General features: G+C 71.0%; 10 protein-coding genes and 1 pseudogene. 7 read left to right on the forward strand and 4 right to left on the reverse strand.

Annotated elements, in window-relative coordinates; all coding sequences use genetic code 11:
- Positions 1-631: pseudogene (locus tag AC6EUL_RS10190) on the reverse strand (hypothetical protein); the annotation flags it as partial.
- 284 nt (positions 632-915) lie between these two features.
- On the opposite strand from AC6EUL_RS10190, the gene AC6EUL_RS10195 reads away from it, so the two are divergent.
- From AC6EUL_RS10195 to AC6EUL_RS10205, 3 genes are all read left to right on the forward strand, one after another.
- Complete coding sequence (locus tag AC6EUL_RS10195) at positions 916-2,703, forward strand: acyl-CoA dehydrogenase C-terminal domain-containing protein (RefSeq protein ID WP_499870006.1); 1,788 nt, start codon at positions 916-918, stop codon at positions 2,701-2,703.
- Between the two features lie 205 nt (positions 2,704-2,908).
- The gene (locus AC6EUL_RS10200) at positions 2,909-4,117 is read left to right on the forward strand and encodes an acetyl-CoA C-acetyltransferase (RefSeq protein ID WP_499870007.1); all 1,209 of its coding nucleotides are present in this window, start codon (positions 2,909-2,911) and stop codon (positions 4,115-4,117) included.
- 101 nt (positions 4,118-4,218) lie between these two features.
- A complete protein-coding gene (locus AC6EUL_RS10205; RefSeq protein ID WP_056217132.1) occupies positions 4,219-4,719 on the forward strand; it encodes a DUF2059 domain-containing protein in 501 nt (166 codons plus the stop codon).
- Positions 4,720-4,749: 30 nt separating this feature from the next.
- Here the strand turns inward: AC6EUL_RS10205 and AC6EUL_RS10210 are convergent, their stop codons facing one another.
- Complete coding sequence (locus AC6EUL_RS10210) at positions 4,750-5,550, reverse strand: EAL domain-containing protein (protein WP_056217457.1); 801 nt, start codon at positions 5,548-5,550, stop codon at positions 4,750-4,752.
- A gap of 119 nt (positions 5,551-5,669) precedes the next feature.
- On the opposite strand from AC6EUL_RS10210, the gene AC6EUL_RS10215 reads away from it, so the two are divergent.
- On the forward strand, positions 5,670-7,874 hold the full coding sequence (locus AC6EUL_RS10215; protein ID WP_499870008.1) for a 3-hydroxyacyl-CoA dehydrogenase NAD-binding domain-containing protein: 2,205 nt from the start codon (positions 5,670-5,672) through the stop codon (positions 7,872-7,874).
- Between the two features lie 62 nt (positions 7,875-7,936).
- On the opposite strand, the gene AC6EUL_RS10220 is transcribed toward AC6EUL_RS10215, so the two are convergent.
- Positions 7,937-8,812 (reverse strand): 3'-5' exonuclease, encoded by an 876-nt coding sequence (locus AC6EUL_RS10220; RefSeq protein WP_056350406.1) that lies wholly within the window; start codon positions 8,810-8,812, stop codon positions 7,937-7,939.
- A gap of 90 nt (positions 8,813-8,902) precedes the next feature.
- Complete coding sequence (gene ligA, locus AC6EUL_RS10225; RefSeq protein ID WP_499870009.1) at positions 8,903-11,362, reverse strand: NAD-dependent DNA ligase LigA; 2,460 nt, start codon at positions 11,360-11,362, stop codon at positions 8,903-8,905.
- A gap of 247 nt (positions 11,363-11,609) precedes the next feature.
- Here ligA and msrQ point away from each other — a divergent pair, with 247 nt between their 5' ends.
- The 3 genes from msrQ to AC6EUL_RS10240 all read left to right on the forward strand — a co-directional run bounded on the left by msrQ (position 11,610) and on the right by AC6EUL_RS10240 (position 14,243).
- The gene (gene msrQ, locus AC6EUL_RS10230) at positions 11,610-12,536 is read left to right on the forward strand and encodes a protein-methionine-sulfoxide reductase heme-binding subunit MsrQ (protein ID WP_499870010.1); all 927 of its coding nucleotides are present in this window, start codon (positions 11,610-11,612) and stop codon (positions 12,534-12,536) included.
- A gap of 76 nt (positions 12,537-12,612) precedes the next feature.
- Positions 12,613-12,939: a hypothetical protein gene (locus tag AC6EUL_RS10235; protein WP_056217117.1), complete on the forward strand. Its 327-nt coding sequence runs from the start codon at positions 12,613-12,615 to the stop codon at positions 12,937-12,939.
- A 290-nt stretch (positions 12,940-13,229) separates the two neighbouring features.
- A complete protein-coding gene (locus tag AC6EUL_RS10240; protein ID WP_056217114.1) occupies positions 13,230-14,243 on the forward strand; it encodes an adenosine kinase in 1,014 nt (337 codons plus the stop codon).
- Positions 14,244-14,260: the final 17 nt, after the last annotated feature.

Here is a 14,260-nt window from a genome sequence, read left to right on the forward strand (position 1 = left end):
AGCGCCCGGGGATCGACGATGGAGGCGATCCACGTCTCGACCGGAATGCCGGCGCGGCGGGCGCGGCGGGCGTACCGTCCAGTTCGCGCTGGCGCTGGCGAATCTCCGTGACCGCGTCGCGGATCTCGGTCACGACCGGGCGGCCGCGGCGGCCGAGGGGACGGGGCGCAGCCAGTTGCGCGCCGATCTCCGTCATCCGGCGCTCGATCTCCGCGAGCCGCTGGGCCATCTCGGAGGGCGGCGGGCTGGCCGGCTCGACCTTCGGGGCGGTGGGCGCCGGCGGCACGGGCGCCTCGGCGCCGATGCGCTGGTCGATGCCGTCCAGGCGACGCATCATCTCGGTGAGGGCCGCGTTCTTGCCGGTCGACCCGGTGGGCGCGGCGCTCGAAGGCCGGACCTCGACCGGCGCCGGTGCGGCGGCGACGGGGGTCGGCTCGGCCGGTGCGACCGGGGCCGGCTGCGGGTGCGCGCTCCGTGATTCGGGTTCAGCCTTGTCCGCGAGCGCCCGGGGATCGACGATGGAGGCGATCCACGTCTCGACCGGAATGCCGGCGCGGCGGGCGACATCCCGTGCCGCTTCGAGAACGTCCGGATCGAAGCCTTCGAGGTCGAGCGTCGCGTTGCGTGTCATCGTCCAACCTGACCCGGCGAAGTCCATGGTTCGATCCGCGAGCGCCCCCCGCCACACGAAAAGCGAGGGAGGGGTTAACGGCAGATCCGTCCGCCCCGACATTTGGTAGTCTTGGTAAACAGGCGGTTAAGACCTGACCGATTGGTGGCGGATGACCGATTCCCGTTGGCACCCCGCGCGCCCCCCTTTCGTCCGCCGCGGATTAGTTTATATGTGAACCATCAGGTGCGCCGGCGGCCGGAAGTCCGACCAGGAACGCAACCGTTTCCGGGAGATGATGCGCGATGCCCAGCTACAAGGCACCGGTCGAGGACGTCCTGTTCCTGCTGAACGACGTGCTCGGGTTCCACCGCTGCGACAACCTGCGCGGCTTCTCGGACGCCTCTCCCGACGTGATGGAGGCGGTGCTCAACGAGGGCGCCAAGCTCGCCGAGACCGTCCTGGCCCCCCTGAACGCCGTCGGCGATCGGGAAGGCTGCACCCGGCATCCGGACGGGAGCGTCACGACCCCGCAGGGCTTCAAGGCCGCCTACGACGCCTATGCGGGCGGCGGCTGGATGGGCCTGTCGATGCCCGAGGCCTATGGCGGGCAGGCCCTGCCGCACACCCTGAACACCGCGATCCAGGAATTCGCCTCCGGGGCCAACCTCGCCCTCGGCATGTATCCCGGCCTGACCCAGGGCGCGATGGCGGCCCTCCTGGTGCACGGGTCGGAAGAGCAGAAGGCGCTCTACCTGCCGAAGATGGTGGAAGGGGCCTGGACCGGCACCATGAACCTGACCGAGCCCCATTGCGGCACGGATCTCGGCCTCCTCAAGACCAAGGCGGTGCCCAACGGCGACGGCTCCTACAGCCTGACCGGCACCAAGATCTTCATCTCGGCCGGCGAGCACGACCTCTCCGAGAACATCATCCACCTCGTCATCGCCCGCATCGAGGGCGCGCCGGCCGGCACCAAGGGCATCTCGCTCTTCGTGGTGCCGAAGGTCCTGGTGAACGCCGACGGCTCGCTGGGCGCACGCAATCCCGTCTCCTGCGGCTCCCTCGAGCACAAGATGGGCATCCACGGCAATTCCACCTGCGTGATGAACTACGACGGGGCGAAGGGCTGGCTCGTCGGGCAGGAGAATCGCGGCCTGAACGCGATGTTCGTGATGATGAACGAGGCCCGCCTCGCGGTGGGCGTCCAGGGTCTCGGACAATCCGAGGTCGCCTACCAGAACGCCGTCGCCTACGCGAAGGACCGGCTCCAGGGCCGCGCCCTCACCGGCGCCAAGGCGCCCGAGAAGGCCGCCGACCCGATCATCGTCCATCCCGACGTGCGCCGGACCCTGATGGGCATCCGCGCCTTCAACGAGGCCGCCCGCGCCCTCGTGCTCTGGACCGCCCTCCAGGCGGATATCGGCCACCGGTCCGACGACGCGACCGAACGGCAGGCGGCCGAGGACCACATGGGCCTGATGACCCCGGTGGTGAAGGGCGTGCTGACCGACCGGGGCTTCGCCAACGCGGTCGAGGCCCAGCAGATGTTCGGCGGCCACGGCTACATCGAGGAATGGGGCATGTCGCAATTCGTGCGCGATGCCCGCATCGCGATGATCTACGAGGGCGCCAATGGCATCCAGGCCATGGACCTCATCGGGCGCAAGCTGCCCAAGGACGGCGGCCGGGCCATGATGAGCTTCCTCGGCGAGGTGCAGACCTTCCTCAAGGACCACGGCGAGGACGAGGGCATGACGCCCTACGTCGTCCCCCTCCAGGCCGGGCTCAACGACCTGCAGGGCGCCACCATGTGGTTCATGCAGAACGCCTTCACGAAACCCGACAATGCGGGGGCCGGCGCCACCGACTACATGCACCTCCTCGGCCTCGTAGCCATGGGCTACATGTGGGCGCGCATCGCCAACGCCGCCCTGGCCCGCCAGGCCGAAGCCGCCTCGGACGCCATGGCCGCCAAGCTGGTGGTGGGCCGCTTCTACATGGAGCGGATGCTGCCCGAGACCGCGACCCGGCTGGTGCGGATCAAGGCCGGCGCCGAGACGACGATGGCGCTCGGCGCCGAGGCGTTTTAGACCGGGACGACCGCGATCCGAAGACGCCGCGTCGGTCCGGGGCGCCCATAGGGCGAACCCGGAATCCGGAACCGCCGGCGCGGGCGACCTCGCCACGACCTGCGGTTCTGGCTTCCGGGCTCCGCGTCGCGGCCCCGGACTGACGGATCCGGACCGGATTTTTGAACGCCGTCGCCCCGAACGGGCGGACAACAGGGAAACGCGCATGCCCGAGGCCTTCATCTACGACCACGTCCGCACCCCGCGGGGCCGCGGCAAGCCCGATGGGTCGCTGCACGAGGTGACGGCCCTGCGCCTCGCCGAGGTGGCGCTCCGCGCCCTCAAGGAGCGCAACGACCTCGACACGCGCCGCGTCGACGACGTAGTGCTCGGCTGCGTCGATCCGGTGGGCGAGGCCGGCGGCGACATCGCCCGGGCCGCCGCCCTGGTGGCCGATTACGGCACGCACGTGCCGGGCGTGCAGATCAACCGCTTCTGCGCCTCGGGCCTCGACGCGGTGAACTTCGCCGCCGCGCAGGTGATGGCCGGGCAGCACGACTTGACGGTGGGCGGCGGCGTCGAATCCATGAGCCGCGTCGGCCTCGGCGCCTCCGGCGGCGCCTGGCCCGTGGATCCCGCCATCGCGATCAAGTCGTACTTCATGCCCCAGGGCGTGTCGGCCGACCTCATCGCCTCGAAATACGGCTTCAGCCGCGACGATTGCGACGCCTACGCGGTCGAATCGCAGAAGCGCTCGGCCGCCGCCTGGGCCGAGGGCCGCTTCGCCGACGCGGTCGTGCCGGTGCGCGACATCAACGGCATCACGCTCCTGGCTAACGACGAGCACATGCGGCCCGCCACCGACATGCAGTCGCTTGGCCAGCTCAAGGCCTCCTTCGTCCAGATGGGCCAGATGGGCGGCTTCGACGCCGTGGCGATCGACGCCCATCCGGACGTCGAGACCGTCAACCACGTCCACCACGCCGGCAACTCGTCGGGCATCGTCGATGGGGCCGCCGCCGTGCTGATCGGATCGCGCGAGGCCGGCAGCGCCGCGGGCCTGAAGCCCCGCGCCCGCATCCGCGCCTTCGCCAATATCGGCTCGGACCCGGCCCTCATGCTCACCGGCCCGGTGGACGTGACGCGGAAGGTCCTGGCGCGGGCCGGCATGAGCCTGTCCGACATCGACCTGTTCGAGGTCAACGAGGCCTTCGCCGCGGTGGTGCTGCGCTTCCAGCAGGCCTTCGACGTGGACCCGGCCCGGATCAACGTCTGCGGCGGCGCCATCGCCATGGGCCATCCGCTGGGCGCCACCGGCGCGATGATCCTCGGCACCGTGCTCGACGAATTGGAGCGCACCGGCAAGGAGCGCGCCCTGGTGACCCTGTGCATCGGCGCCGGTATGGGCACCGCCACCATCATCGAACGGGTGTGAGCCTGCGCCGCCTCCCAAACGCGGGCCAAGTGGGGTAGAGGGCGGCGCCCGCCGCCACCCGGCGCCGGGCTCACGACAAGAATCTCTGAGGACACGCCACGATGACGCGCCTGCTCGCCACCCTCTGCCTGACCACGGCCCTCTGCCTGCCGATGGCCGCCCGCGCCGACGATGCCGCCGAGCGCATCGCCGTCGCCAAGGACCTGGTGCAGAAGACCACGATCAAGAACCTGGAGGTCGGCTTCACGGGCGCCCTCGAGAAGACCGTGGCGCCGATGAAGGAGGACAAGGCCGAGGCCGTGCGCAAGGAGATCCGCGCCGAGTTCGACAAGCAGCGCGAGACGATGCTCGACGGCCTGTCGAAGGCCTATGCCGAGAAGTTCAGCCTCGACGAACTGAAGCACCTCACCGAAATCTACGGCGACAAGACCTACCAGAAGTTCCAGGCGGTCAATGCCGATCCAGCCTCCACCGTGACCACGATCTCGCAGGCCTCGGTGACCAAGCTCCTGAACATGCTGGCGATCGCCTCGGCCGGCGATTCCGCGGCCAACGGTGCGGCGGGTGCCCCCGGTGCGCCGATGCCGATGCCGGCGCGCTGAGGCGGACCGGCGGGGATCCCGATGGCCGGCTCACGCCACATGCGCGCGGGGGAACCCGCCCGCCGGAGAGCCGGCCACCGGGAAGCCGCGGACCGGGGGCAGCGCCTCCAGGTGGGGCTTGGCGAAGTGGTAGCCCTGGAACAGGTTCGCACCGAGGTCGCGCAGGGTGTCCAGCTCGGACGCCGTCTCGACGCCCTCGGCGATCACCGCGATGTCCAGGGAGCGGGCGATGCCGATGATGCCCGCCACGATGATCTGACGACGCTGGTCGGTGTCGATGCCGCGCAGCAGATCCATGTCGATCTTGATGAGGTCGGGCTGGAAGTTCGCCAGCAGGCTGAGGCCGGCGAAGCCCGCGCCGAAATCGTCCAGGGCGGTCAGGAAGCCCTGGCGGCGATACTCGGCGACGATGCGCGAGACGTGGGCGGTGTCGCGGAACTTCTCGTTCTCGGTGAACTCGAACATGATCCGGTCGTGAGCGAACCCCGCCTTGCGGGCCGCCTCCAGGGACGAGCGGATGCAGGCCGCCGGTTCGTAGACGGCGTTCGGCATGAAGTTGATCGACAGACGGGTCGCGTCGTCGGTGGGAAACAGCCGGCCGGCGAGCTCGATCGCCTTGACCCGCGCCGCCTGGTCGAACCGGTAGACGGTCTCGGGCGTCACGCGGCCGAGGATCGAGGCGGCGGATTCACCCCCCGGGCCACGCACGAGGGCCTCGTACCCCCAGACGCGCTGGGCGGCGAGGTCGAGAATCGGCTGGAACGCCATCGTGAACGTGAAGTCGAGTTCGGCTCCCTCGCGGCAGCCCTGGCAGCCGATCCGAGCAGTCATGGTCTTGTCCTGTCGCAGCAACATGCCCCCCGGCAATTCGAGATGCCACTGCAAGTTTTGACAAGAGCTTAAGCACGCCCACCGAAGCCGCTCACCCGCCGCACATTCGAGGATCAGCGATGAATCTCACCAACTTCCGACTGGAAACCGACGCCGACGGGATCGCATTGGCGACCTGGGACATGCCCGGCCGCTCCATGAACGTCTTCACCGACGCGGTGATGGACGAGCTGAGCCAGGTGGTGGACGCCGTCGTGGCGGATCCCGCCATCAAAGGCTGCGTCATCGTCTCGGGTAAGGACAACTTCTCGGGCGGCGCCGACCTGACGATGCTCCAGGGCCTCGGCCGCGCCTACGAGGCCCTGAAGGCCGAGCGCGGCGAGGAAGAGGCGATGCGCCACTTCTTCGCGGAGTCGCGCAAGCTCAGCCTCGTCTTCCGCAAGCTCGAGACCTGCGGCAAGCCCTTCGCGGCGGCGGTGAACGGCATCTGCCTCGGCGGGGCCTTCGAGCTCGCCCTCGCCTGCCACTACCGGGTGCTGTCCGACGATCCGAAGACCCGCGTCGGCCTGCCCGAGATCAAGGTCGGCCTGTTCCCGGGCGGCGGCGGCACCCAGCGCGTCGCGCGCCTGATGCAGACCGGCGACGCCCTGCAGATGCTGTTCAAGGGCGAGCAGATCCGTCCGCTGATGGCCCGCAATATGGGCCTCGCCCAGGAGGTCGCGGCCAAGGACGAGATCGTCGCCAAGGCCAAGGCCTGGATCGCCGCCGGCGGCTCGGCCGTCGCGCCCTGGGACCAGCCGAAGTTCAAGGCGCCCTCCGGCAAGGTCTACTCGCCTGCCGGGATGATGATCTGGCCGCCGGCCAACGCCATCTACCGGCGCGAGACGCACGACAACTACCCTGCCGCCAAGGCGATCCTGGCCTCCGTCTACGAGGGTCTGCAGCTGCCGATGGACCAGGCCCTGCGCGTCGAGAGCCGGTACTTCGCCCACATCCTGCGGACCAAGGAGGCGGCCGCGATGATCCGGACGCTGTTCCTCTCCATGGGCGAGTTGAACAAGGGCGCGCGCCGCCCGAAGGGCGTGCCGGCCACCCAGGTCGGCCGCGTCGGCGTCGTCGGCGCGGGCTTCATGGGCGCGGGCGTCGCCTACGTCACCGCCCAGGCGGGGATGGAGGTCGTCCTCGTCGACCAGTCGGTGGAGGCGGCCGAGAAGGGCAAGGCCTACGCCCACAAGCTCGTCACCGACCAGATCAACAAGGGCCGGGCCAAGACCGCCGACCGCGATGCCCTCCTCGCCCGCATCCGCACCAGCGCCGACTACGCCGACCTCGCCGCCTGCGACCTCGTGATCGAGGCGGTGTTCGAGGACCCGGCGGTGAAGGCCGAGGTCATCGCCAAGGTCGAGGCCGTGATCCGGCCGGAGACGATCTTCGCCTCCAACACCTCCACGCTGCCGATCACCGGGCTCGCCAAGACCTCGGCCCGGCCGGAACAGTTCGTCGGCATCCACTTCTTCTCGCCGGTGGAGAAGATGATGCTGGTCGAGATCATCAGGGGCGACCAGACCGGCGACGCGGCGCTGGCCACCGCCCTGGACTACGTCCGTGCGATCAAGAAGACCCCGATCGTCGTCAACGATGCGCGCGGGTTCTTCGCCAACCGCTGCGTCGGCGCCTACCTGCTCGAGGGCCACAAGATGCTCAACGAGGGCATCCCGGCGGCGATGATCGAGAATGCCGGCCGCCAGGCGGGTATGCCGGTCGGCCCGCTCTCCCTGACCGACGAGGTCGCGGTCGACCTCGCCCTGAAGATCGTCAAGGCGACGGAGGAGCAGCTCGGGGCCGACGGCATCGACCCGGCGCAGAAGGCGCTGCTCACCACCCTCGTCGAGGGCGAGGGTCGGCTCGGCCGCAAGAACCGGAAGGGGTTCTACGATTACCCCGAGGGCGCGCCCAAGCGCCTGTGGCCGGGCCTCGCCGCCCTGCAGGCGACCCGAATCGATCCGGACGCGGTCGACTTCTCGGAACTGAAGCAGCGCCTTCTCGTGGTGCAGGCCCTGGAAGCCGCCCGCACCGTCGGCGAGGGCGTGGTCACCGATCCGCGCGAGGCGGATGTGGGCTCGATCCTGGGCTTCGGGTTCGCCCCCTTCACGGGCGGCGCCCTGTCCTACATCGACTTCATGGGCGCCCAGGCCTTCGTGACGCTGGCGCAGGGGCTGGAAGCCAAGCACGGGCCGCGCTTCGCCGTGCCGCAGAACCTCCTCGACATGGCTGCCCGCGGCGGCACGTTCTACGGCGACGCGGCGGCGAAGAAGGCGGCGTAAGGCGGGGTCGCCGCCCGGCGCGACTCCGGGCGGACCTCACGACGGGTGCGGCGGCGACCGCCTCACCCCACCGACGCAGCCGTCATCCGGACCCGCAGCACCGCGACGTCGTCGTGGTTGCTTGAGAGCAGGTCGGTGATGTCGCCGGCGAGCAGCGCCTTCACGTGGCGGCACCGTGTGCCGTAGCGGCCCGCCATGCAGGTGCAGCGCAGGTGAGGCCCGCCGGTGCGATCCTCCAGGGTCACGGCGTAGCGGTTGCCGCTGCTACCCCGCACCGCGAAGTGCAGGCCCGGCGCCGAGGCCGGACGGGCGCCCGCGGCGAGGCGGGCCCGCTCGGTCAGGGAGCCAGGCCGGCCGCGCGGAGGCAGGGCGAGATCGGGACCCGCCGGGACCGTGGTGATCGGCAGGCGCAGCGCCTGCGACAGCCCGGGCACGTCCGGCGCGCCGGTCTCCCGCACGGCTGCCAGGGCGATCTCCGCGCAGGCATAGGCGTCCTCGCCCGCATCGTGGTGCGCGAAGCGGATGCCGAGGCGCGCCGCCACCTTGCCGAGGCCGCAGCCCTCCTCCGCCGGAAACACCCGCCGGGCGATCTGCAGGGTGCAGAGATAGGCGAAGGCCGGGGGCCGGTGCCCATGCGCGGCCAGGGAGGCCCGCAGCACCCCGAGGTCGAAGCCGGCATTGTGCGCGAGGATCAGCCCGGAGGCGAGGTCGGGCAGGAACTCCGCCATCACGGTGGGGAAGTCCGGCTGGCCGCGCACGTCCGCCGGCAGAATTCCGTGGACCCGGATGTTGCCCGGCGAGAAGCGCAGCTCCGGCGGGCGGATCAGCCGGGATTCGCGTCGGACCACCCGGCCGCCGGCGATCCAGGCGAGCCCGACGGCACAGGCGCTGTCGCGCCGCTCGTTGGCGGTCTCGAAGTCGAGGGCGATGACGGTCATGCGGAAATCGCGGGGCCCTGTCCCGGCCGGACGCGGCCAAGCGCCCGCGGATGCGGGCACCCCCGAGTCTAGGCGCCCGCGAATCCCGGCTCAAGCGCCGGCGACGAGCGCCAGCCATGTCTCCTCGCTGACGACCTCGACGCCGTGCTTCTGGGCGTCCGTCAGCTTGGAACCCGCGCCCGGCCCGGCCACGACGAGGTCGGTCTTGGCCGAGACCGAACCCGAGACCTTGGCGCCCAGGCGCTCGGCGGTGGCCTTGGCCTCGGACCGGGTCATCCGCTCGAGGCTGCCGGTGAACACCACCGTCTTGCCCGCGAAGGCCGTGGCAGTGGCCGGGGCCGCCATCGGCTCGGTCTTCACTTCGGCGAGCAGGGCCCGGACCGCCGCGTCGTTGTGCGGTTCGGCGAAGAAGGCGATGAGCGAATCGGTCGCCACCGGGCCGATCTCGCCGTCGTCGGCGAAGTGGCGATAGGCATCCCCCGGGCGCTGCTCGGCCGCCCGCGCGAGGGCCGCCACGATGGCGTCCGCGTCACCGTAATGGCTCAGGAGGCTGGCGCGCTGGGGGGCCGACAGGCGCACCCGCCCCTGCGGCTGGGTCTCCGCCTCCTCGTCCTCTCCGGCCTCCGGCTCGCCACCCGCGCGGGGATAGCCCAGCTCCAGCAGGCGGTCGCGGGTGGTCGGTCCGATGCGGGACAGGGCGGAGAGTTCGATCCAGTCCGCTCCGGCCTGGTCGCCCGCCGCGGCGGCGACGCCCGCCATCAGGGCGGGCATGTCGGGAAAGCGCTTGGCCAGGGCCTTGGCGGTGGATTCGCCGATCTCCGGAATGCCGAGGGCGAAGAGGAAGCGGTTGAGGGGCAGGCTGCGGCGATCCTCCACCGAGGCGAGGAGGTTCTTGATCGCCTTGTCCTCCTCCTCGCCCTTCTTCTTGGTCGGCTTCTTCGGGGCGGGGGTGCCCTCCGCCCGGCGCTCGGCGGAGAGCGCCTCGCGCCGCGCCACGATGGCGGCCTTGAGCGGCGCGAAGTCGAGGCGGAACAGGTCGGCGGGCTGGCGCACCAGCCCGGCCTCGAACAAGACCTCGATATAGGTCTGGCCGAAGCCCTCGAGGTCGAAACCGTTGCGGGAGACGAAGTGCTTCAGGCGCTCGACTCCCTGCGCCGGGCAGATCAAGCCCCCGGTGCAGCGGCGCACGGCGTCGGGCTTGCCCGTGCGCGGGTTGATCTCGCGCACCGCCCGGCTGCCACAGGCGGGACAGTGGGTCGGGAAGGCGTAGGGCTTCGACCCGGCCGGGCGCTTCTCCAGCACCACGTCCATCACCTTCGGGATCACGTCTCCGGCCCGCTGCACCACGACGGTGTCGCCGACCCGGATGTCGCGCCCGTCGCGGATCGGCTCGCCGTCGGCCCCGACGCCCTGGACGTAACCCTCGTTGTGCAGGGTAGCGTTCGACACCACGACGCCGCCCACCGTGACCGGACGCAGCTTGGCCAGCGGATTCAGGGAGCCGGTGCGCCCGACATTGATCTCGATGTCCTCGACCACCGTGAGCGCCTTCTGCGCGGCGAACTTGTGGGCGAGCGCCCAGCGGGGCGAGCGGGAGACGAAGCCGAGGCGGCGCTGCAGGGCGAGGTCGTCGACCTTGTAGACGACGCCGTCGATGTCGTAGCCGAGGTCGGCGCGCTCGGCCTCGATGCTCCGGTAATGCGCGATCATCGCGTCCGAATCGGCACAGAGCTTCGTCCGGTCGTTGACCGGCAGGCCCCAGTCCGAAAACCGCGCCAGCACCCCGTGCTGCGTGCCGTCGAACGCCGGCACCACCTCGCCCCAGGCATAGGCGAAGAACTTGAGCGGGCGCGAACGGGTGATCTCGGGGTCGAGCTGGCGCAGCGACCCGGCCGCCGCGTTGCGGGGGTTGGCGAACAGGGCCTTCCCGGCGGCTTCCTGGCGCGCGTTGATGGCGGCGAAATCCGCGTGGCTGAGATAGACCTCGCCGCGCACCTCGCAGACCGGCGGCACGTCCGTCCCGGCGAGCCGCTGCGGGATGTCCGACACCGTGCGGGCATTGGCCGTGACGTCCTCGCCGACCTCGCCGTCGCCCCGGGTCGCCGCCGTGACGAGGCGCCCGTCCTCGTAGCGCAGGGCCAGGGAGAGGCCGTCGATCTTCGGCTCGGCGGTGAAGGCCAGGGGATCGCCCTCCGGCCAGTTCAGGAAGCGCCGGACGCGGGCCACGAACTCCGCCACCTCCTCGTCCGCGAAGGCGTTGCCCAGCGAGAGCATCGGCACCGCGTGGCGCACCTTGGCGAATTTCTCGGAGGGCTTGGCGCCCACCGAAGCGCTGGCGGCCCCCGTTCCGGCGAGATCCGGAAACCGTGCCTCGATCTGCTCCAGGCGCCGGCGCAGGGCGTCGTACGCCGCATCCGTGATCTCAGGCGCATCCTCCTGGTGATAGAGCCGATCGGCCTCGGCGATCCGTTCGGAGAGGTCCGCGTGCTCGGTCCGCGCCGTCTCGGCGGTCATGGTCTCGAGGCTGTCGGCGGGGCTGTCTGCGGGCATGGGGGGCTTCGTGAGCGTTGGCGCGGCGTCGGCTTATAGCAATCGTCAACCGTCGCAGCACCGGCCAAGGTTCCGGGCTGCCCGAAGCTCTGCACAGGCCTGTAACCCCCGCGGCCGCCGAGCGAATACATCGCGACACCCCGACGCCCCGGTGGCTCGTCGGGGCCGGCTGCGACCCCGCGCCGCCTCACGGATCCTCCCCGGCCCCTATCTTTCGATTCAACCGCTTCCCCGATCCTGGATCGCCATGCCAGCCCTGCCCGCCTTCTCCGCGCCCTGGCGCGACCGCGCCGGACGCGTCTCCGGCCTGAAGCTCGCCACCTTCCTGTTCGCCCTGGCCCCGGGCCTGTGGCTCGCCGGCGCCTACGCGGCCGATGCCCTCGGGGCGAAGCCCATCACGGCGCTGCTTCATGGTACCGGCGAGTGGGCGGTGCGCTTCCTCATGCTGTCGCTGGCGGTGACGCCCCTGCGCCGCATCGCCCACGCGCCGAAGCTCATCCTGGTCCGGCGCATGCTTGGCCTGACGGTGCTGGCCTACGGGCTGATCCACCTGTTGCTCTACGTCGTCGACCAGAACTTCGTGCTGACCAAGGTCGTCACCGAGATCGCGTCGCGGATCTATCTCACCATCGGCTTCGTGGCGCTTCTCGGCCTCGTGGTGCTCGGCGTCACCTCCACGGACGGGATGATCCGGCGCCTCGGCAAGGCTTGGCCGCGCCTTCACAAGTCCGTCTACCTCATCGCGATCCTGGGCCTGATCCACTACTACCTGCAGGCCAAGATCGACGTGTCCGATCCGGTCTTCTGGACCGGCGCCTTCCTGCTGCTGATGGGTCACCGCGCCATGCAGCGCTTCGGGTGGCCGACCAACCCGCTCACCCTGGCGGGCCTCGCTCTGGGGGCCGCCCTCGTGACCGCACTGCTCGAAGCGGCCTGGTACGGCGTGGCGAGCGGCATCCCGGCGAGCCTCGTCCTCTCGGCCAATCTCGACGTGCCGGACACCATCCGGCCGGCCTGGTGGGTGCTGGCCCTCGGCCTCGCGGTGCCGGTGCTCAATGCCGTCCGGGCGCGGATGGACAAGAGCGGACGCGGCAAGCCGAAGCGCGCACCGGCGCCGCGCCCCGCCCCGGCATCGGCACAGGTAGCGGCACGGGAGGCCGTGGCCGCGCGCTGACGGCCGCCGGCACGGACTTGCTCCGAGGCGACCGCACGCGCATGTAGCGCCTGTCGTCACGGAGGGGAAAACCCGCATGCGGACACGGATCTTGCGGGCTGCGGCCCTCGGCCTCGGCACCCTGCTGTCGATGAACGCGGCCCGCGCCGCCTGCACCCTGCCGGAGCCGCCCCCGGCGACGGCCCGTCCGACCAAGCCCCCGCTGCCGGTCAAGCCCGCCTGCCTCGACGCCAAAGGCGGCTGCCCGGGCTGGGAAGCCTACAGCTACAACGACGCGATCAAGGCCTACAACGAGCAGGCCGCCGCGTTCCGACCCCTGGCGGAAGCCTACGTCAAGGCGCTGAACGCCTACGTGAAGGCGAGCAGCGACTACGCGCAGTGCGAGGTGAAGACGCTGCAGTAGGAACGCGCGGCGCCTTCGGCACGGTCACATCGCAGGGTGCGCGGTCATTCCGGGGCGCCGCAGGCGAGCCCGGAATCCAGAAACGCCGAATGCGGAAGGTTTTGCACCACCTATGGTTCTGGATCCCGGCCTCCGCTGCGCGGCCCCGGGATGACGGGGCGGTGCGAGGGGAGTTCCGCCGTGACGCTTCGAACAGGTGATCGCATTGGCGGCGGCCGTCGCTTGACCCCCGCCAGGGGCGGTGCCACAGCCCGGCGCAGTTTCCGCTCACCGCCAGACTGGACGGCCCGATGCCCGAATCCCTCGACCTCCTCGTTCTCGGCAACGCCATCGTCGACCTCATCGCCCGCACCGAGGAGGATTTCCTCGCGGCGCAGGGCGTGCCGAAGGGCGCGATGCAGCTGATCGACGAGGCGCGGGCCGAGTCGCTCTTCGCCGCCATGGGTCCGGCCACCATCGTGTCGGGTGGCTCGGGCGCCAACACGGCCGTGGGTGCGGCGATGCTCGGGGCGAAGACCGGCTTCGTCGGCAAGGTCCGCGACGACGAGCTCGGCGGCCTCTTCGCCCACGATCTCAAGGCCACCGGCGTCCGCTTCCCCGTCGCCGCCGCCACCGACGGACCGGCCACCGCCCGCTGCTTCATCCTGGTGACGCCCGATGGCGAGCGCACCATGAACACCTATCTCGGCGCCTGCCAGGGCCTGTCGCCGGCCGATGTCGACGCGGCCACCGTGGCCGCCGCCCGCGTGGTCTACCTCGAGGGCTACCTCTGGGACCCGCCGGCCGCCAAGGACGCGTTCCGCAAGGCCGTGACCATCGCCCACGACGCCGGAAACGCCGCCGCCCTCACCCTGTCTGACGCGTTCTGCGTCGGGCGCTACCGGGAGGAGTTCCTGGGCCTGATCCGCGACGGCAGCATCGACATCCTGTTCGCGAATATCGGCGAGCTGCAGAGCCTCTACGAGACCGACGACGCCGAGGCCGCGATCCGCGCCCTGCGCGAGGAGAGCGCGGCCCGCGGCCGGGATCTGCTCGGCCTCGTCACCCGCTCGGCGGACGGTGCGCTCGTGATCCAGGGGGGCGCCGTGCAGGCCGTATCCGCGTCGCCGGTCCACGAGCTCGTCGACACCACGGGCGCGGGCGACCTGTTCGCGGCGGGCTTCCTCGCCGGCCATGCCCGCGGCCTCGATCACCGCGACAGCGCCCGCCTCGGGGCGCTCGCCGCCGCAGAGGTGATCCAGCACATCGGCGCCCGGCCCCAGCACGACCTCGTGGCCCTCGCCAAGGCGCAGGGCCTGCTCTGAGGCGGGCCCTTCGGCGG

This window comes from Methylobacterium sp. 001424705, assembly GCF_059816145.1.